Genomic DNA, 21,001 nt, shown 5'->3' with positions numbered 1-21,001 from the left:
CGCAAGGCGGAACCGCGTGCGGCGCGTCAGCTCGTCGCGCGGCGGCTGTCCATCAGCGCCCGGCGCAGCACCTTGGACAGGTCCTCGACCGAATACGGCTTGTGCAGCAATTCGAAGCCGTGATGGCCATCGTCGGCCAGCACGTGGGCGTAGCCCGAATTCAGCACCACCGGCAGGTGCGGCAGGCGCCTCCTGATCTCGCGGCCGAGCGCGACGCCGTCCATGCCGGGCATCACCACGTCGCTGAGCACCAGATGAAAGCGGGCGGCGTCGTCTTGGTCGAGCAATTGCAGCGCCTGCTCGGCGCTCGTCGCCAGCACGGTCTCGTAGCCGAGGTCGTGCAGCAGCTGGGTCGAGAACTCGCCGACCTCGGCGTTGTCTTCGACCACCAGCACGCAACGGCGCTCGGCTGGTCTGGTCGTATCGCCGTTGGGCACGCGATCGCGCACCTCGATCGGCTTGGAACTGAGCGGCAGCCGCAGCGTGATGGTGGTGCCGCAGCCGAGCGCGCTTTCGACGGTGACGTTGCCGCCGGATTGCTTGACGAAGCCGTAGACCTGCGACAGCCCGAGGCCGGTGCCGCGGCCGACGTCCTTGGTGGTGAAGAACGGCTCGAAGATGCGGTCGATCTGGTCCTGCGGAATGCCCGCGCCGGTGTCGGCGATCGACACCGCGACCACGTCCATGACGCCTGCGGCGGTTTCCTGCGCGGTCGGCGCCGCCGCTGCGACACGGATTTCCAGCGCGCCCTGGCCGTCCATCGCGTCGCGGGCATTGGCGACGAGATTGACCATCGCGGCGTCGAACTGATTGGCGTCGGCTTCGACCGCGAGCGGCCGCTGGTCGATCTTCAACGCGAAGCTGGCGCGCGAGCCGAGTGCGGTGCGCAGCATCTCGGCGGTCTGCTCGATCTGCCCGGCCGCGTCGAACACCTGGCGGTTCTGGGCGTGTCGGCGGGCGAAGGTGAGGAGCTGACCGGTCAGCTTGGCGGCGCGGTCGGCGGTGTCGGAGATCGCGTCGACGTAGCGGCGCATCCGCTCCGGCGGCAATTCGCGCCGGCGCAGCAGATCGGCGGAGGAGCGGATCACGGTCAGCAGATTGTTGAAGTCGTGCGCGACGCCGCCGGTGAGCTGGCCGATCGCTTCCATCTTCTGCGCCTGGCGGAAGGCTTCCTCGGCCTTGCGCCGCTCGGTGATCTCGACCGCCTCGGGCACGATCGCGATGATCTGCCCCTGCGCGTCGTGCACCGGGCGCATCTGGAAGTCGAACCAGCGCCAGCCGCCGACCGGCAGATCGAGCTGCATCTCGCGCCGCACGCTCTGGCCGGCAGCGACGGCGGCGACGTCGTCGCGGATCGTCTGTTGCATCCCGGGCGTGCCGGCGAACCACGGCGTGTCCCACAACGGCTGGCCGACGACGTCCTCGAGCCTCGCGCCGATGCCGGAGAGCGAGGTGAGGTTGGCGTCGATCACCGCGCCGTCGACGTCGAGCAGGGCCTGATAGGTGTAGCTCGCGGCGAAGATGGTGCGCAGCCGCGCCTCCTTCTGCCGCAGCTCGGCGGTGCGCTGCGCGACCTGCTCCTCGAGCCGGTCGTTGAGGTCGCGCAAGGCGGTCTCGGTCCGCTTGCGTTCGGTGATGTCGCGGAAATACACCGAGACGCTCTCGCCGTTGGTCGGCGCGACGCGCAGGTGAAACCAGCGGTCGCTCGACGGATGCTCGATCTCGAACTCGGATCCGATCCGCTGGGTGAGGGCGCGGCGAAGGCTGTCCTCGATCCGGCTGCCGACCACCGCCGGATAGGCCTCGGCGGCGACCTTCCCGATCAGGTCGGATGCGGAGCGCCGCATCATCCGTTCGGCGGCGGCGTTGACGTAGGTGAAACGGTAGTCGGCATCGAGCGCGATGAAGCCGTCGCTGATGCTGGCGAGAATGCCCTCGGCCCGTTGCCGCGCGGCCTGGGACTCCTGCCGCAACGCGTGCTCGGTGCGCAGCGCCTCGCGCCGCACCTCGGCGATGTCGAGATTGGAGCGCACCCGCGCCAGCAATTCGCGGGCGCTGAACGGCTTGCTGAGATAATCGTCGGCGCCGGCCTCGAGGCCCTCGACCCGCGCCTCTTCGCCGGCGCGCGCGGACAGGAAGATCACCGGCACGTCGGCCAGCGTGGAATCGCTGCGCAGCGCCTTCAGCAGGCTCAGGCCGTCGAGCCGCGGCATCATGATGTCGGAGATCACCAGGTCCGGCCGGTGCTTCCACGCCGCCTCCAGCGCGGCGACGCCGTCGCCGACGGTTTCGACCTCGTAGCTTTCGCCGAGCAGCCGGGTGACGTAGTCGCGCATGTCGGGATTGTCGTCGGCGAGCAGGATACGCGGCCGCGCCGCACCGCTGCTGATGGTGCCGCGCCCGAGATCCTCGGCGGTGGAGGCGTAGGGGGCGTCGGTCTCCGGGTCGCGTTCGCCCTGCAGCCAGCCCATCGCCTCGTCGAGATAGGCCTGGGCGCGGATATTGGTGGTGACCTGCAGCGCATCGTGTCTTGGGCGGTCGGCGGGCAGATGCGCGGCGCCGAACGGCAGCGTGACGCGGAAGGCGCTGCCGCGGCCGAGTTCGCTCTCGACGCCGATGCTGCCGCTGTGCAGCTTGACCAGTTCCTGCACCAGCGCCAGCCCGATGCCGCTGCCCTCGATCGAACGGCCGCGCGCGCCGTCGATGCGGCGGAAGCGCTCGAACAAATGCGGGATCTCGTCCGGCGGAATGCCGGTGCCGGTGTCGCGGACCACGATCTCGGCGGAGCGGCCGTCCGGCGTGGGGCGCAACGTGACGGCGATCTCGCCCTCGAAGGTGAACTTGAACGCGTTGGACAGCAGGTTGAGAACCACCTTCTCCCACATGTCGCGATCGACATGGACCGGCTGCGGCAACGGCGGCGCGTCGATCGTCAGGCGCAGCCCGGCCTTGTCGATGGCGGAGCGGAAGTTGGAGGCGAGCTCCGCCGTGAACGACGACAGGTCGACCGGGGTGAAATGCGCCGTGACCCGGCCGGCCTCGATCCGGGCGAAGTCGAGCAGGGTGTTGACCAGCTTCAGCAGCCGCAGGCCGTTGCGATGCGCGATGCCGAGCAGCGCCTGCTGATCGTTCGGCAGAGTCGCCTGATTGAGCACGTCCTCGAGCGGGCTGAGCATCAGCGTCAGCGGCGTGCGGAATTCATGGCTGACATTGGAGAAGAACGCGGTCTTGGCGCGGTCGATCTCGGCCAGCGCCTCGGCGCGGCGGCGTTCTTCCTCGTAGGAATCGCCGTTGGTGATCGCGGCGGCGATCTGCGCCGCCACCAGCGTGAGGAAATCCCGATAGGCGGTGTCGTACAGCCGGAACGGATTGAGGCCGGCGATCAGAAAGCCGGAATGGCCGGTGTCGCCGCTCGACTGGATCGGCACGACGATCGCCTGGCTCGGCGGCTGGCGCCAGCCGCCGGCCGGGAAATCGAACCCGAAATGCCCCGGCAGGTCGCGCATCAGCCGCGGCTCATTGAACTGAAGCGCCTCTGCCAGTGGCCAGTATTCGGCGCCTTCTTCCAGCGACAGCACCGGCTTGACGCCGGGGTGGTCGGCGTCGATCCCGGCCGAGGCGGCGAGCCGGACGCTCGCGTCGCCAGGTTCGACCAGATAGATCAGCGCGAAGGGCAAGTCGCGGGCATCGGTCGCAAGCGCTCGGGCGGCGCTGTCGCAGGCCTGCGCGACGGTGCGGGATTGCGCGGCGCTGCTGGCGAGATCGCGCAGCAGCGACAATTGCCGCTCGCTGATGACACGCTTGGTGTCGTCGGTATTGGCGCAGAAGATGCCGCCGGGGGAGCCGTCTTCGGTGGGGATCGGGCTGTAGGAGAAGGTGTAATAGGTTTCCTCGGGAAACCCGTTCCGCTCCATGATCAGGAGCTGGGCTTCGACATAGGTGCCTTCGTCGCCGCTGGTCGCCTTGGCCAGCAGCGGCGCGATATCGTCCCAGATTTCGTGCCAGACCTCCCGGGTCGGCCGGCCCAGCGCCCAGGGATGCTTGCCGCCGATGATCGCCTTGTAGGGGTCGTTATAAAGATAGATCAAATCCAGGCCCCAGCCGATCCAGATCGGCTGCTGCGAGGTCAGCATGATGCGCACGGCGGTCTTGAGCGCCTGCGGCCAATGCTCGGGCGGACCGAGCGACGTTGCCGCCCAATCGAATTGCCGCAGCAGGGTCGTGAGTTCGCCGCGCCCGAGAAACAGGTTCTCGTGACCAGCGGACCCGCGCCCCGGCGATGACCCCGGCCATTCGACGTCTGCCAACACTTCCCCCGCCAATTTGAACGGGCCGAACGCCCGAACCCGGCGAAAGGTTCCATCGGAACAACGGCTCCCGACGCCGTTTTTTGCTCCCCGCGATCGGCAAGAGTTGCCGCGCCCGGCAATTCCGCCACGTCGCCAGATGCTCCGGCGGTCATTCAAGTCTCTGAAAAACAACGAATTTACGGATTGGCACGGAGCTTGCGGGGAGTTTGCCGGATCGTGTCGTGAAGTCAGACAACAAACGGCCGCGTGTCGGCTCGAATTGGGAGAAGTGAGTAATGGGTATCTTCGGCGCTCTCACCACCTCGGTCGCGGGCCTGCGTGCGAACTCCTATGCGCTCGAGAACATCTCGGGCAACATCGCCAATTCGCAGACCACCGCCTTCAAGCGCGTCGACACCTCGTTTCTCGACCTGATCCCGCAGGCCGGCACCAACCAGCAGCTCGCGGGCTCCGTGACCGCGGAATCGCGGCTGACCAACACGCTGTCCGGCTCGGTGCAGTCGGCGTCGGTGTCGACCTACATGGCGATCAACGGCGAGGGCTTCTTCGCCGTCCAGAAGCCGGGCTCCTTCTCCGACAACAGCCCGGTGTTCACCGGCGTCAACAACTACACCCGCCGCGGCGACTTCTCGCTCGACAAGAACGGCTATCTGGTCAACGGCGCCGGCTATTATCTGCAGGGCGTGGCGATCGATCCGACCACCGGCAACCCGGTCGGCAGCACGCCGACGGTGCTGAAGTTCCAGAACGACTTTCTGCCGTCGCAGGAGACGACCAAGATCAACTATCGCGCCAATCTGGCGCGCTATCCGCTCACCACGAAGCAGGACACCTCGATCCCCGGATCGGAACTGCTGCGCGCCGCCGACTTCGCCAACAACCCGCAGGTCAGCGGCACCACGCCGCCGCCGTTCGGCGACAATTCCAGGGCCGGCCTGCAGATCAACGCCAAGGACGCCACCCCGATCACCGGCGCCACCACGCTGAGCGGCGCCGCCAGCACGGATTCGATCGGCGTCAACTTCGCGGTCGGCGACACCATCGTCGTCAACGGCACCACCATCACCTTCACCGCGTCCGGCGGCACCGACGACGCCACCAATATTCCGGTCGACTCGACGATCACCAATCTGCTGAGCAAGATCGACGCGATTTCCGGCGGCGGCGCGGCGTCGACGGTGACGTCGGGCGCGCTCGAATTGCACACCGGCACGGCCAGCGATCTGACCATCACCTCCACCAGCGCAGCCTTCGCCTCGCTCGGCCTGACCAGCCCGTTCAGCGTGATCCGCACCGGCGGCGGCACGGTCGGCACCGGCCAGGTGATCGGGACGGACAACCAGACTTTCCTCGACGAGTCGATCTCGGGTGGCGCCACCACCGCCTATGACGGCTCCGGCGCTCCGGTGAACGTGCAGTTCCGCTGGGCGAAGATCGACTCCGCGACGCTCGGCACCGGCCATTCCGACGTCTGGAACCTGTTCTATCAGGTCAATCCCGACGCCACCGGCACCGCGGTCGCGTGGCAGAACGTCAATACCAACTTCACTTTCAACTCCAGCGGCCAGATGAACCCGGTGATCGGCCAGCTCACGCTGACCAATCTGACGGTGTCCGGCGTGTCGCTCGGCAACGTGACGATGTCGTTCGGCACCGGCGGCCTGACGCAGTTCTCCGACACCAACGGCAACGTCCAGGTCAACCAGCTGCAGCAGGACGGCTACGCCGCCGGCCAGCTCACCAGCGTCTCGGTGAGCAACGAGGGCCGCGTCGTCGGCTCCTACTCCAACGGCCGCAACATCGATCTCGCCGAAGTCTCGGTCGCCACTTTCAACGGCGCCAACTTCCTCAAGCGCATCGACGGCGGCGCGTTCGAGGTGACCAACGAATCCGGCGAGGCGCTGTACGGCAAGGGCGGCAGCATCTCGGGTTCGTCGCTGGAATCGTCGAACACCGATATCGCCGACGAATTCACCAAGCTGATCGTCACCCAGCAGGCCTATTCGGCCAACACCAAGGTGATCACCACGGCCAACACCATGGTGCAGGACCTGCTCAACGTGATGCGCTGATCGGCGCGTCGCCCCTTTTCGTTCGTCCAACCGGTAGTCGGTCATGAGTCTCGGAGACGCACTTTCGATCGCAATGGCGGGCCTGCGCGCCAACCAGGCCTCGATGTCGCTGGTGTCGTCGAACGTCGCCAACGCCGAGACGCCGGGTTACGTCCGCAAGACCGTCAATCAGGTCACGACGCTGTCCGGCCCGTCGGGCAGCGGCGTTTCGATCACCGGTGTCAACCGCGAACTCGACGCCTATCTGCAGGCGCAGCTCCGCACCGAGACGTCGGGCGCGTCCTACGCCTCGTTGCGCTCCGACTTCCTGCAGCAATTGCAGGGACTGTTCGGCGATCCGAACTCGAACGGCACGCTGGAGGACGCGTTCAACGGTCTCACCGCGGCGACGCAGGCGCTCGCCACCAGCCCCGACAGCACCTCGGCGCGGATCGGCGTGCTCAACGCCGCGCAGGTGGTGTCCGGCGTGCTGAATTCGATGTCGAACGGCATCCAGACGCTGCGCACCGGCGCCGAGACCGGCCTGACCGACGCCGTCAACACGGCGAACAATCTGCTGCAGCAGATCGCCTCGATCAACAACAACATCCGCACCAACCCGGCCGGCGGCACCTCCACCGACGCGGCGACCGCGTCGCTGCTCGACCAGCGCGACGCCGCGATCAACCAGCTCGCGCAGCTGATGGACATCCGCGTCGTCACCGACGCCTCCAACCAGGTCACGGTGTTCACCGGTTCGGGCATGCAACTCGTCGGCATGCAGGCCGCCCAGCTCAGCTTCGACGCCCAGGGCACCGTGACGCCGAGCACCACCTGGAATCCCAACACCTCGGCGAGCGAGCTCGGCTCGGTCCGGATCGTCTACCCTGACGGCAGCACGGCCGACCTGACCAATTCGCTGAAGTCCGGCAAGATGGCGGCCTATGTCGAGCTGCGCGACAACACGCTGGTGCAGGCGCAAACCCAGCTCGACCAGTTCGCCGCGGCGATGGCCAGCGCGCTGTCGGACAAGACCACCGCCGGCACGCCGGCGACCTCCGGCGCGCAGACGGGTTTCGACCTCGATCTGACCGACATGAAGGCCGGCAACACGGTCAACATCACTTACACGGACACCACGACCGGCGCGCAGCGGACCGTCTCGGTGATGCGCGTCGACGATCCGACGGCGCTGCCGCTGCCGCAGACCGCGACGCTCAATCCCAACGACTACGTGGTCGGTATCGATTTCTCCGGCGCCTCGGGGTCGGTCACCGCGCAGCTCAACGCCGCGCTGAACGCGAGAAACCTGCAGTTCACCGGGACCTCGCCGAACATCACCGTCCTGAACAATCCCGGCTTCTCGACGGTGAATTCCGCCTCGGTGACGTCGACGGTGACGTCGCTGACCGGCGGCAGCGCCGAGGTGCCGCTGTTCACCGACGCCGGCTCGCCCTACACCGGCGCGATCAGCGGCAACGGCACGCAGATGACCGGCCTCGCGCAGCGCATCTCGGTCAATCCCGCGCTGGTCACCGATCCGTCGCGGCTGGTGGTGTATTCGACCACGCCGCCGACCGCGGCCGGCGACACCACGCGGCCGGATTTCATCACCAAGCAGCTCACCAGCAGCAAATATCTGTACTCGGCGACGACCGGCATCGGATCGAATGCCGCGCCCTACAACGGCACGCTGGAGAGCTTCCTGCAGCAATTCGTCAGCCAGCAGGGCTCGAATGCGCAGGCGGCGACACAGCTCGCCAGCGGACAAAGCGTCGTCCTGAATACGCTGCAGCAGAAATACGCGACCAATTCCGGCGTCAACATGGACGAGGAAATGGCGCATCTGCTTTCGCTGCAGAACGCCTATTCGGCGAACGCGCGAGTGATGTCGACGGTCAACCAGATGTATCAGACGCTGATGCAGGCGATGTGAGGCGGCGATGGCAATCGATGGCGTAAGCGGGCGTACGTCCTATATCGGCTCCGGGATTCTCAATCTCCGCAGCCAGATCGAGGATATGACCGCGCAACTCGCGAACGGGCGGGTCGCGACCAACTATGCGGGCATGGGCACCGGACGCGGCCTCGCGATCGGGCTGCGCGCGCAGGTGGCGAACATCGCCAGCTATTCCGACACCATGACCAACATCAACACCCGCATCAGCGTCGCCAATCTGGCGCTGCAGCGGCTCAACGACATCGGCAGCGAGGTCAAGGGCGCCGCCGCGAGCGCCGGCTCGACGCTCGACAACACCGGCCAAACGCCGGGGCAGAAGACCGCATCGCTCGACTTCTTCGATTCCGTCGACATGCTGAACTCGCAGACCAGCGACCGCTATCTGTTCTCCGGCCGCACCACCGACACCGCGCCGGTGACCGCCGCCGACCAGATCATGGACGGCAACGGCGCCGCGATCGCCGGGCTGAAACAGGTCATCAGAGAACGCCTCGAGGCCGACCTCGGCACCACCGGCATGGGGCGCACCATCGTCTCGGCCGGCGCCACGCCGACCTCGGTTCAGATCGGCGAGGATTTCGCCGCCGATCCGTATGCGTTGCCGACGCCGATCGGCGCCTCGCCCTACGGGCTGAAGATCTCGGCGATCTCGACCACGATCACCGGCGCCACGGTGACCCAGCCGACCGAGACGCCGCCGACCATCCCGCCGGCCGCGCCCAACCCGGTCGCGATGGGGATCGATCTCGGCGCCGTCGTGCCGACCGAAGGCCAGACCGTCTCGTTCACCTTCGACCTGCCGGACGGCACCCAGGAAACCATCAAGCTGACGGCGTCGTCGCAGACGCCGCTGCCGGCCAACAGCTTCGCGATCGATCCCGGCGACCCGCTGGCGGTGCCGCCGGTGCCGGCGTCGCCGGCGATCACGGCCGCCAATATGCAGGCGGCGCTGACCGATGCGGTGCAGAAATTGTCGGGCAGCGCGCTCGCCGCCGCCTCGGCGATCAAGGCCGGCGACGATTTCTTCAGCAACACGCCGCCGCTGCGCGTCGCCGGCACCGCGCCGTTCGGCAATGCCACCGCTTCGGTCGCGGGCACGCCGGCCGATACAGTGTTCTGGTACCATGGCGAGCCGGACTCGGCGTCCGACCCGGCGCGCGGCACCGCGGTCGGGCGGGTCGACGACGCCATCACCGTGCAATACGGCATCCGCGCCGACGAGCAGGCGTTGCGCAAGCAATTGCAGACGGTGGCGGTGTTCGCGGCCGTCACCACGTCGGCGACCGACCCCAACGGCTCCAACAAGCTGGCCGCGCTGAACCAGCGGGTGGCGGCGAACCTCGCCACGGTCCCGGGGCAGCAGACGATCCAGAACATCCAGGCCGATCTCGCCGGCGCGCAGGCGGCGATGAAGTCCACCGCCGACCGTCAGACCCAGACCAAGGCGCTGGCGCAGACCATGCTGGACTCGATCGAAGGCATCAACAACGACGAGGTCGCGACCAAGATCCTGGCGCTGCAGACCAGCCTGCAGGCGTCGTATCAGTTGACCTCGCAGCTCTATCAAATGAGCCTGGTCAAGTTTCTCTAGTTAACGATCTCTCAACAGATCGGCCGCCGTTGCGTCGAACGCACGGCGGCCTTTTTGTTTGTTCGCGGCCGGCACGGTCGGTCCAAGTCACGCGGATTCCAACATCTTTCGACTAAATGACTGCCCACCGGAGCGGCAGCGAGGCTTCCCAGGCGGGGCTCGAGGCGCCGGAAGCCCGTGGTTTTACGCGGATTTTGGTCGGTTAAAGCCGCTGCCGCTCCTTTACGCATTTTTAGAGTCTGCCGGTCATGGTTCCGCGGTCGATCAAGAAGATCGCAGTTGTGCACCAGGAAGGTAGCAAAAAATGTCAGGTATCGTTCTCTCGAATGCCGTCCGCCAGAACCTCTCGTCGCTTCAGGCCACGGCAGACTTGCTCGCCACCACCCAGAGCCGGCTCTCGTCCGGTAAGAAGGTGAACTCGGCGCTCGACAATCCGACCAACTTCTTCACCGCCGCCTCGCTCGACGCCCGCGCCAGCGACATCAACAACCTGCTCGACGGCATCAGCAGCGGCGTGCAGATCCTGCAGGCCGCCAACACCGGTATCACTTCGCTGACGAAGCTCGTCGACAGCGCCAAGTCGATCGCCAACCAGGCCCTGCAGACGACCTCGGGCTATGCCACGAAGTCGAACGTGTCCGCCACCATCTCCGGCGCCACCGCCGAGGATATCCGCGGCACCCAGAGCTTCGACAATGCGGTTGCGACCGGCAACGTGATCTTCGACGGCACCACCGGCGGCACCACGGCTGCGGCCGGCACCGATACGCTCGGTGGCGCGATCGTCAGCATCGCGGCTTCGGCGGCTGTGACCGTCCTCGGTGCGGTCGACGCGACGGCGACCGGCGCCGTGCTCTCGGTCGGCACCGCCGCCGCGACCGCGGCCGGCACCAACCTGATCAGCGAACTGACCAACGGTTCGACCGTGACGGCGACCGGCCCTGCCGCGGGTGACTCGATCACCGTCAACGGCAAGACCATCACCTTCACGACCGCCGGCGCGTCCAGCAAGGACTCCTCGGGCAACTACACGATCGGTCTCGACCAGACCGTCAACTCGCTGCTCGACACCATCGACACCGTCAACGGCAACACCGGCCTGTCCTCGGCCGTTACCGCCGGCCGGCTCGAACTGCACTCGGGCACCAACAGCCCGCTGACCGTTGGTGATAACGCCGGTGGCGCCGTTCTGGCCAAGCTCGGCCTGACCGCGCAGACCGTCGATACCGCTGCCGCCACCGCGTCGGCGAACATCTCGGCGAGCACGCAGCTGTTCAACACCCATGGTGGCCTGACCACCACGGCGATCGCCGACGGCACGACCTTGTCGGTCAACGGCAAGACCATCACCTTCAAGACCGCCGACGCGCCGCAGGGCAACAACATCCCGACCGGCACCGGCGTCCTCGGCCGCATCGGCACCGACGGCAACGGCAACTCGACGATCTATCTCGGCGACCAGACCAAGTTCACCAACGCGACGGTGGGCGATCTGTTGACCGCGATCGATCTCGCGAACGGCGTCAAGGCGGCGTCGATCTCGTCGGGTGTCGCGACCATCAGCACCAACTCCGGCCAGACGGCTTCCGCCGTCGCCGCCGGCATCACCACCATCCAGAGCTCGACCGGTGGCGATCTGAACGTCACGGCCTTCACCGACCTGTTCAAGAACCTCGGCCTGACCACTTCGAGTGGTACTGGTCCGCTGACCCTGACCAAGCAGCGCACCACCAGCGGCACCACGATGGGCACGCTGATCGCCGACGGCTCGACCTTGAACGTGAACGGTAAGACCATCACCTTCAAGAACGCCGCGGTTCCGACCGCGTCGTCGAGCCACACCGGCATCTCCGGCAACGTCGAAACCGACGGCAGCGGCAATTCGACCGTGTACCTGCAGAAGGGTACGCTCGATGACGTGCTGAAGGCGATCGACCTCGCCACCGGCGTCCGCGTCGCCACGCTCGGGATCTCCGGCGCGACGATTGCGACCGCCAATGGCTCCGCCAACTCGTCGATCACCAGCGGTTCGCTGAAGCTGTCGACCGGCCTCGCGTCGGATCTGACCATCAACGGCACCGGCAATGCGCTGGCCGCCCTCGGCCTCACCGGCCCGAGCGGGACCTCGACCTCGTTCACCGCGACCCGCGGCGTTGCCGCCGGCAGCCTGAACGGCAAGAGCTTGACCTTCTCCTCCTTCAATGGCGGTTCGGCGGTCAATGTCACGCTCGGCGATGGCAGCAACGGTACCGTCAAGTCGCTGGCCCAGCTCAACGTCGCGCTGGCTGCCAACAACCTGACGGCGTCGATCGACAACGCCTCCGGCAAGCTGACGATCGCAGCGTCGAACGACTACGCCTCCCGCACGCTGGGCGGCGCTGACGGCGGCGTGCTCGGCGGCACTCTGGCCTCGCAGTTGACCTTCACCGTGCCGACCGCACCGGTGGCCGACGTCAACGCCCAGAACACCCGCGCCGGCCTGGTCAAGCAGTTCAACGACGTGCTCGACCAGATCAAGACCACCGCGCAGGACTCTTCGTTCAACGGCGTCAACCTGCTGAACGGCGACAACCTGAAGTTGGTGTTCAACGAAACCGGCAAGTCCACGATCTCGATCCAGGGCGTGACCTTCAACCCGACCGGCCTCGGCCTGTCGACCCTGGCCTCGGGCACGGACTTCATCGACAACAACGCCACCAACTCGGTGTTGACCAAGCTGAGTGCCGCCTCGACCGCGCTGCGGTCGCAGTCGTCCGCTTTCGGTTCGAACCTGTCGATCGTGCAGGCCCGTCAGGACTTCTCGAAGAGCCTGATCAACGTGCTGCAGACCGGCTCGTCCAACCTGACGCTGGCCGACACCAACGAAGAAGCGGCGAACAGCCAGGCGCTGACGACCCGTCAGTCGATCGCGGTCTCGGCGCTGTCGCTGGCCAACCAGTCGCAGCAGAGCGTGCTCCAGCTGCTGCGCTAAAACTGAAGCGATCGTCGAACTAACGATCTGGAGAGCGGCGGGGGAAACCCCGCCGTTTTCTTTTGCCGCGCCGCCCCGATCGCGCCGGCGTCGACCGATCCGATCCGGCCGCGGGGGCATCGCTTGCCCTGTGCGTCGAAATGTGGTCGGAGTGAGTGATCGGCAAATCAGCGACGGCATCTCACCATGAGCCAGACCGCCCCGGTATCAGGTAGCAACGATTTGTCGCAGGCCGTCGTCGCGCCTCGCGCGCCGGCCGCCGAAGACGTTCTCGCCGCGATCATCGCTGCGTTGCCGGAGCTCGCGCATCACCATGCGCCGGGCGGGGCGGCGTATCAGGCGCTCGCCGCCGCGGCCCGCCAGGCGGTGGTGACGCTGTTCGCGCAGGGCGGCAAGGACGTGGCGTTCGGCCCGTTCGGGCCGATCAGCTTCCCGTATCATGCGATGGGGGCGGTCGATTCGCTCGACCTGTTCGGCCTCGACGAGCTGATCCTGTTCGCGTTTTATTGGCAGAACCGCGGCGTCTACCGGAAGACCGCCGACATCGGCGGCAATATCGGCCTGCACAGCCTGGTGATGGCGCGCTGCGACTTCGAGGTGCAGAGCTACGAGCCAGATCCCGAGCACATCGCGCTGTTCAAGGCCAACATGGCCGCCAACGGCGTCAGCACGGTGACGGTGCACGAGGCGGCGGTGTCGGCCGAGGCCGGCCAGGCGGAATTCCTGCGGCTGCGCGGCAATACCACCGGCAGCCATCTCGCCGGCGCCAAGAGCGATCCCTACGGCCAGATCGACCGCTTCGCCGTCCGGCTCGAGGCGTTTGCCGCGATCGCCGCACAGGTCGATTTCGCCAAGATCGACGCCGAGGGGCACGAGGCGGTGATCATCACCTCGCTGCCGGCCGAGCGCTGGGACGGCCTCGACGTGATGCTGGAGATCGGCAGCGACGCCAATGCCGCGGCGATCTTCGACTACGCCGCGAACGCGGGCGTGCATCTGTTCACGCAGAAGACCGGCTGGCGCAAGGCGGCCAAGATTGCCGACCTGCCGACCTCGTACAAGCAGGGCAGCGCCTTTCTCACCCGCAAGCACGCGATGCCGGGCCTGCCGCCGACCTAGGCGCGGACGAGCGCGACCGACCCCGATCCCACCTGCAAGAACACGCCGCCGGCCGCGCCGGCTTGCTCCCGTAGAGTCCCGAGGGGGCCTTCACGGACGACGCGAGGGCGGCTCACGCCGGCGCTGTTTTGTTTCCGCTCCGTGTCTGCGCGTTGCCAGTTTGTTGCGATTCAGTCATTAGTGACGAATCACGCGCATCTTGGGCGCCTGGAACGCAGATGATGAAGTCGCGCAAGACGAAGACCCGGGAGCCGCTCTCCCCAGAATCGTCGGGTGATATCCACGCGGATGTCGCCCCGAGCCCGCTGGTCTCCAAGGCGCAGCTGCTCGGCTATTTCGACTTCCTCCGTGACACGCTCGCCGCCACCCAGGTCTCCGATCGCGAAGGCCGGACCTTCGGTCCGGAGGTCGCGGCTTCGCTGGTGATGGCCTGGGCGCGCGAGGCCCATGCCGACGGCCGCAAGCTGATCTTCATCGGCAATGGCGGCAGCGCCGCGATCGCCAGTCACATGGCGACCGATTATTCCAAGAACGGCGGCATGCGCGCGCTGTGCCTGAACGACGGCGCGATGCTGACCTGCCTCGGCAATGACTACGGCTACGAGCAGGTGTTCGCCAAGCAGATCGAGCTGTTCGCGCAGGACGGCGACCTGCTGATCGCGATCTCGAGCTCGGGCCGCTCGCCGAACATCCTCAACGCGGTGGCGGTGGCGGAGCAGCGCGGCTGCCGAATCGTGACGCTGAGCGGCTTCTCCGCCGACAACCCGCTGCGCGGCCAGGGCGATATCAATTTCTATCTCGCTTCGGAGCAATACGGCTTCGTGGAGATCGGCCATCTGACGCTGTGCCACGCCATCCTCGATTTCGCCTGCGGCCAGCGCGTGCCGCTGCCGGCCGCCCCCTGATCGCGCCGCGCGGCCCTACCAGCGCGTGAAACAATGCACGTATGTCTCGCCGGCGATGCAGCAGTAGTTCGGGAATGCGGCGGATACGCCGCGATCCAGACTTTGCATTTGTGTGCTGACCGCGACGGCGGAGCCGATGGTTCCGGCGTGGCCCGCGACGCCCGACGTCTGCTTGTGCGAAATCTGCCCGTGAACCAACTCGATGGGATGACGCGATGAAGATTCTGGTGACCGGCGCCTGCGGCTATGTCGGGACCACGCTGGTGCCGAAGCTGCTGGCGCGCGGCGACGAGGTGGTGGCGTTCGACATCATGTGGTTCGGCAACGACCTCACCCCGCACCCGGCGCTGACGGTGGTGCGCGGCGACGTCCGCGACGCCGCGACGATTCCGCTCGACGGCATCGACGCCATCATCCATCTGGCGTCCGTCGCCAACGATCCGTGCGGCGATCTCAATCCGAAACTGACCTGGGAGATCAGCGCGCTCGCCACCATGCAGCTCGCCGACCGCGCCGCGCGCGAAGGCATCAAGCGCTTCATCTACGCGTCGTCCGGCAGCGTCTACGGCATCAAGGACGAAGAGCAGGTCACCGAGGATCTGACGCTGGAGCCGATCTCGGAATACAACAAGACCAAGATGGTGGCCGAGCGGGTGATGCTCAGCTACGCCGACGACATGGCGGTGCAGATCGTGCGGCCGGCGACGGTGTGCGGGCCGTCGCCGCGGATGCGGCTCGACGTCTCGGTCAACATGCTGACCATGCAGGCGCTGACCAATGGCGAGATCACCGTGTTCGGCGGCAATCAGGTCCGCCCCAACATCCATATCGACGACATCACCGACCTCTATGTGATGCTGCTGGAGCGGCCCGAGCTGCGCGGCGTCTACAATGCCGGCTTCGAGAACATCTCGATCCTCGACATCGCCAGGATGGTCGACGCCCAGGTGCCGACGAAGATCACCGTCACCGAATCCAACGACCCGCGCTCCTACCGGATCAATTCGGACAAACTGCTGGCGACCGGCTTCAAGCCGAACAAGACGGTGAACGACGCGATCCGCGAGATCATCGTCAAGTTCCAGCGCGGCGAATTGAAGAACGAGGACCGGCACTACAATCTGCGCTGGATGCAGCGGGGCGTGCAGGCGTGACCCGACCGATCCCGGCATCCTCTCCCGACGCGAAGGCCGGCGCGGCGTTCGGCAAGGTGCTGGTGATCGGCAGCAATTCCTTCACCGGCGCCGAGATGGTGCGCGATCTGCTCGACCACGGCGCCGAAGTGGTCGGCGTCAGCCGCTCGCCGGAGCCGCACCAGGCGTTCCTGCCGTATCGCTGGACCAACACCGAGCGGTTCCGCTTCCGCCAGCTCGATCTCAACCACGACCTCGACGCGCTGATGGCGCTGATCGAGGCCGAGCGGTGTCCCTGGATCATCAATTTCGCCGCGCAAAGCATGGTCGGCGAGAGCTGGCTCAATCCCGACCACTGGTTCATGACCAACGTGGTGTCCACTGTGCGATTGCACGAGCGGCTGCGGCACTGCGACTTCCTCGATCGCTACGTCCACGTCACCACGCCGGAGGTCTACGGCAACGCCACCGGCACGCTGACCGAGGAGGCGCCGTTCGATCCCTCGACGCCCTATGCGGTGTCGCGCGCGGCCGGCGACATGAGCCTGCGCTCGTATTTCCGCGCCTATCAGTTTCCGGTGCTGTACACCCGCGCCGCCAATGTCTACGGGCCGGGGCAGCGGCTGTACCGGATCGTGCCGCGCACCATCTTGTTCATCCGATTGGGCCGCAAGCTGCAACTGCACGGCGGCGGCACCTCGGAACGCTCGTTCATCGCAGCTTCCGACGTCGCCGACGCGACGCGGCGGATCGCGGCCGCAGGCACGCTCGGCGACACCTACCACATCGCGACCGACCGCATCGTCACCATCCGCGAGCTGGTCGAACTGATCTGCGCGACGATGGGCGTGAAGTTCGAGGATCACGTCGAGATCGTCGGCGAACGGCTCGGCAAGGACTCGGCTTACCGACTCGACAGCGGCAAGATCCGCCGTGAGCTCGGCTGGAGCGACCGCGTCACGCTGGAGCAGGGCATCGACGATACCATCCGCTGGGTCGATCGCTGGTTCGATGTGTTGAAGGACCAACCTTTCGACTATGCGCACAAGCCTTGAGGACATCGATGGGCCAGGAAATCGATCTGCTCGTCAACTACCCGCGCACCAAGCGCAATGTCGACGAGCGCGGCCAGACCAAATCCGAAGAGGACCGCGCGGTCGCGCGCCAGTTCGGCAAGGAGTTCTTCGACGGCGACCGCCGCCACGGCTATGGCGGCTTCAACTACATGCCGCGATTCTGGCAGCCGGTGATTCCGACGTTCCAGGCGCATTTCGGCCTCGACGCGTCGTCGTCGGTGCTCGACGTCGGCTGCGCCAAGGGCTTCATGCTGCACGACATGGCCGAGCTGATCCCGGGCATCACCGTCAAGGGCGTCGACGTCTCGGCCTATGCGATCGAACACGGCATCGACGACATGAGGCCGCATCTCAGCGTCGCCAGCGCGGTCGATCTGCCGTTCCCGGACAAATCGTTCGACGTGGTGATCTCGATCAACACCGTGCACAATCTCGTCCGTGACGACTGTGCGAGGGCGCTGCGCGAGATCGAGCGGGTGGCGCGCCGCGGCGCCTTCATCACGGTGGATGCCTATCGCGACGAGGAGGAGAGGCGTCGGATGATGGCGTGGAACCTCACCGCGCAGACCATCATGCATGTCGACGAATGGACCGCGTTCTTCGACGAGATCGGCTACACCGGCGACTACTACTGGTTCATCCCATGATCGGGTTGGTGCCATGAGCGAGCTGCCGCGCCGCCTGCTGTTTGACATGATGCGCATCCGCGCCGTCGAGGAGACGATCGCTAAGCGCTACGGCGAGCAGAAGATGCGCTGCCCGACGCATCTGTCGGTCGGGCAGGAGGCGGTGGCGGCCGCGGCCGGCGCGGCACTGGAACCGGCCGATCTCGCCGTCAGCGGCCACCGCGCGCATGCGCATTATCTCGCCAAGGGCGGCTCGCTGAAGGCGATGATCGCCGAGATCTACGGCCGTGTCACCGGCTGCTCGCGCGGCAAGGGCGGCTCGATGCATCTGATCGACGAGAGCGCCGGCTTCATGGGCTCGACCGCGATCGTCGGCGGCACCGTGCCGGTCGGCGTCGGGCTCGCTTATCCGATGAAGCTGAAGCGGACCGGGCAGATTGCCTGCGTGTTCCTCGGCGACGCCGTGCCGGAGACCGGGGTGTTCTTCGAGGCGGTGAACTTCGCTGTGCTGAAGAAACTCCCGGTGCTGTTCCTGTGTGAGAACAACGGCTATTCGGTGTATTCGCCGCTGTCGGTGCGCCAGCCGCCGGGGCGCAGGCTGTACGAGATGGTCGCGGGCTTCGGCCTGCCCACGCATCACGGCGACGGCAACGACGCCCGCGCGGTGCACGCCGCGCTGAGCGAGGGCGTCGCGGCGATCCGCGCCGGCGAGGGGCCGCGGTTCTACGAGTTCGAGACCTATCGCTGGCGCGAGCATTGCGGCCCGAACTACGACAACGACATCGGCTATCGCAGCGCCGCCGAATACGAAGCGTGGAAGCTGCGCGATCCGGTGCCGGCGCTGCAGCGCGCGCTGATCGGCGAGGGCGTAGTCAGCGAGTCCGGCATCGCCGCGATGCAGGCCGAGATCGACGCCGAGATCGACGAGGCGTTCGCCTTCGCCGAGGCGTCGCCGTTTCCCGACGCGGGCGAGGCCTTCACCGACGTCTATGCGAGGCCGGCATGAGCACGAGTTTCGCCGCCGCCATCCGTGATGGCCTCGCCACGGCGCTCGCCGCCGACGACAGCGTCATCTGCTTCGGGCTCGGCACCGACGATCCCAAAGGCGTGTTCGGTACTACGCTCGATTTGCACAAGCAATTCGGCCCGGACCGGGTGTTCGACATGCCGACCTCGGAAGCGGCGATGACCGGGATCGCGATCGGCGCCGCGCTGAACGGGCTGCGCCCGGTGATGACGCATCAGCGGCTCGACTTCGCGCTGCTGTCGCTCGATCAATTGGTCAACAACGCCGCCAAATGGCGCTTCATGTTCGGCGGCGCCCGCGGCGTGCCGATCACCATCCGGATGATCATCGGCCGCGGCTGGGGCCAGGGGCCGACGCATTCGCAGAGCCTGCAATCCTGGTTCGCGCATATTCCCGGGCTGAAAGTGGTGATGCCGACCACCGCCGAGGACGCCAAGGGCCTGCTGCTGGCCTCGATCTTCGACGACGATCCGGTGATCTTCCTCGAGCATCGCTGGCTGCACAATATGAATGGCGAGGTGCCCGCCGGCGACGTCCGCGAACCGCTCGGCAAGGCGCGCGTGGTGCGTAGCGGTGACGCGGTGACGATCGTGGCGATGAGCTACATGACGGTGGAGGCGCTGCACGCGGTCGATCACCTCGCCGCGCAGGGCATCAGTTGTGAGCTGATCGATCTGCGCACGATCCGCCCGCTGGACTGGCCGGCGGTGATCGCCTCGGTGCACAAGACCGGCCGGCTGCTGGCGCTCGACCCCGGCCATCTCACCGGCGGCGTCGCCGGCGAGATCGTGGCGCGGATCGCGACCGATCATTTCAGCAGCCTGACATGCGCGCCGCAGCGGCTCGCCGCGCCCGACGTGCCGGAAGCGACCAGCCCGGCGCTGACCAAGAATTATCACGTCCGCGCCGAGCACATCGCCGAGGCCGTCGGCCGGATGCTCGGCCGCGAGGTCGAGACCGCGTCGCTCGTTTCCAGACGCCAGTTCCCGCACGACGTGCCGGGCGACTGGTTCTCCGGGCCGTTCTGAGGGGGCGGTGATGGCACAGACATTCAACCTCATTGCGAGGAACGAAGCGACGAAGCAATCCAGGGGCGCCGACCGCGGCGCTCTGGATTGCTTCGCTTCGCTCGCAATGACGGGGATGGGTTCGATTTCCAAAGAGCGGAGTTCGCGATGCCCGTGACCTTCCGCGCCGCCGTTCTTCGTGAGCTGAATCGGCCGCTCGCCATCGAGACCGTCGAGGCGCCGCCGCTCGCGGCCGGGCAGGTGCTGGTCAAGCTGGCGTATTCCGGGGTGTGCCACAGCCAGGTGATGGAAGCGCGGGGCGGCCGCGGCGTCGATCGCTATCTGCCGCACATGCTCGGCCACGAGGGCTCGGGCGTCGTGGTCGAGACCGGCGCCGGCGTGACCAAGGTGAAGACGGGCGATCGCGTCATCCTCGGCTGGATCAAGGGCAAAGGCGCCGACGCGCAGGGCATCCGCTACAAGAGCGGCGACGGCTTCATCAATGCCGGCGCGGTGACGACGTTCAACGAATACGCCGTGGTCGCGGAGAACCGCGTGACCCTGCTGCCGCAGGGCCTGCCGATGGACGTCGCGGTGCTGTTCGGCTGCGCGCTGCCGGTCGGCGCCGGCATCGTCATCAATATCGCCAAGCCCGCGCCCGGCAGCACGCTCGCGGTGTTCGGGCTCGGCGGCATCGGGTTGTCGGCGCTGATGGCGTGCAAGCTGTTCGACTGCAGGCAACTGATCGCCGTCGATGTCGAGCCCGCGAAGCTGGCGATGGCGCGCGAACTCGGCGCCACCGCGACGATCGATGCGTCGCAGCAGGATCCGGTCGCTGCGATCCGGGAGCTGACCGGCGGGCTCGGTGTCGACTACGCCATTGAATCCGCCGGCCTGGTGCGCGTCATCGAGCAGGCGTTCGACGCCACGCGGCGGTTCGGCGGGCTGTGCGTGTTCGCCTCGCATCCGCGTTCCGGCGAAAAGATCGCGCTCGACCCGTTCGAACTGATCTGCGGCAAGCGCATCCTCGGCACCTGGGGTGGCGACGCCAATCCGGACCGCGACGTCGACCTGCTCGCCGGCCTGTTCCGCGCCGGCAAGCTGCCGCTGGCCTCGATGTTCAGCCGCCGCTACGCGCTCGACGAGATCAACATCGCCCTCGACGATCTCGAACAGCGCCGCAGCGTGCGGCCGCTGATCGAAATCGATGCGACATTGGGCTGAC

13 protein-coding genes are annotated in these 21,001 nt (G+C 66.9%); 12 read left to right on the top strand and 1 reads right to left on the bottom strand.

The window, feature by feature from the left end; genetic code table 11:
• Window positions 1-26: 26 nt before the first annotated feature.
• The gene (locus RPB_RS19255; RefSeq protein ID WP_011442696.1) at window positions 27-4,307 is read right to left on the bottom strand and encodes an ATP-binding protein; all 4,281 of its coding nucleotides are present in this window, start codon (window positions 4,305-4,307) and stop codon (window positions 27-29) included.
• A gap of 278 nt (window positions 4,308-4,585) precedes the next feature.
• Here RPB_RS19255 and RPB_RS19250 point away from each other — a divergent pair, with 278 nt between their 5' ends.
• The 12 genes from RPB_RS19250 (at window position 4,586) to RPB_RS19190 (ending at window position 21,000) form a co-directional block, all read left to right on the top strand.
• Window positions 4,586-6,382, top strand: coding sequence for a flagellar hook-basal body complex protein (locus RPB_RS19250; RefSeq protein ID WP_011442695.1), 1,797 nt, complete (start codon window positions 4,586-4,588; stop codon window positions 6,380-6,382).
• Window positions 6,383-6,425: 43 nt separating this feature from the next.
• Entirely contained in the window at window positions 6,426-8,297 is a 1,872-nt protein-coding gene (gene flgK / locus RPB_RS19245) for a flagellar hook-associated protein FlgK (RefSeq protein WP_011442694.1), read from the top strand.
• A 7-nt stretch (window positions 8,298-8,304) separates the two neighbouring features.
• Window positions 8,305-9,912, top strand: a complete 1,608-nt coding sequence (locus tag RPB_RS19240; protein ID WP_011442693.1) for a hypothetical protein — start codon at window positions 8,305-8,307, stop codon at window positions 9,910-9,912.
• A gap of 304 nt (window positions 9,913-10,216) precedes the next feature.
• Window positions 10,217-12,883, top strand: a complete 2,667-nt coding sequence (locus RPB_RS19235; RefSeq protein ID WP_011442692.1) for a DUF1522 domain-containing protein — start codon at window positions 10,217-10,219, stop codon at window positions 12,881-12,883.
• A 186-nt stretch (window positions 12,884-13,069) separates the two neighbouring features.
• Window positions 13,070-14,002, top strand: coding sequence for an FkbM family methyltransferase (locus tag RPB_RS19230; RefSeq protein ID WP_011442691.1), 933 nt, complete (start codon window positions 13,070-13,072; stop codon window positions 14,000-14,002).
• A gap of 221 nt (window positions 14,003-14,223) precedes the next feature.
• Window positions 14,224-14,907, top strand: coding sequence for an SIS domain-containing protein (locus RPB_RS19225; protein WP_157038867.1), 684 nt, complete (start codon window positions 14,224-14,226; stop codon window positions 14,905-14,907).
• A 215-nt stretch (window positions 14,908-15,122) separates the two neighbouring features.
• Complete coding sequence (locus RPB_RS19215; RefSeq protein WP_011442689.1) at window positions 15,123-16,061, top strand: NAD-dependent epimerase/dehydratase family protein; 939 nt, start codon at window positions 15,123-15,125, stop codon at window positions 16,059-16,061.
• Window positions 16,058-17,095: a GDP-mannose 4,6-dehydratase gene (locus tag RPB_RS19210; RefSeq protein ID WP_011442688.1), complete on the top strand. Its 1,038-nt coding sequence runs from the start codon at window positions 16,058-16,060 to the stop codon at window positions 17,093-17,095. The genes RPB_RS19215 and RPB_RS19210 overlap by 4 nt, the downstream gene beginning before the upstream one ends.
• 8 nt (window positions 17,096-17,103) lie before the next feature.
• Window positions 17,104-17,763, top strand: coding sequence for a class I SAM-dependent methyltransferase (locus RPB_RS19205; RefSeq protein ID WP_011442687.1), 660 nt, complete (start codon window positions 17,104-17,106; stop codon window positions 17,761-17,763).
• Between the two features lie 13 nt (window positions 17,764-17,776).
• A complete protein-coding gene (locus RPB_RS19200) occupies window positions 17,777-18,748 on the top strand; it encodes a thiamine pyrophosphate-dependent dehydrogenase E1 component subunit alpha (RefSeq protein WP_011442686.1) in 972 nt (323 codons plus the stop codon).
• Window positions 18,745-19,797 carry an alpha-ketoacid dehydrogenase subunit beta gene (locus RPB_RS19195; RefSeq protein ID WP_011442685.1) on the top strand — a complete coding sequence of 351 codons (1,053 nt, stop codon included), beginning with the start codon at window positions 18,745-18,747 and terminating at the stop codon, window positions 19,795-19,797. The genes RPB_RS19200 and RPB_RS19195 overlap by 4 nt, the downstream gene beginning before the upstream one ends.
• A 147-nt stretch (window positions 19,798-19,944) precedes the next feature.
• A complete protein-coding gene (locus RPB_RS19190; RefSeq protein WP_011442684.1) occupies window positions 19,945-21,000 on the top strand; it encodes a zinc-binding dehydrogenase in 1,056 nt (351 codons plus the stop codon).
• Window position 21,001 lies beyond the last annotated feature (1 nt).

Origin of the sequence: Rhodopseudomonas palustris HaA2, from assembly GCF_000013365.1 — a bacterium.
In the GTDB taxonomy this organism is placed as follows: domain Bacteria; phylum Pseudomonadota; class Alphaproteobacteria; order Rhizobiales; family Xanthobacteraceae; genus Rhodopseudomonas; species Rhodopseudomonas palustris_J.
This window is presented reverse-complemented; position numbering and strand designations above follow the sequence as displayed.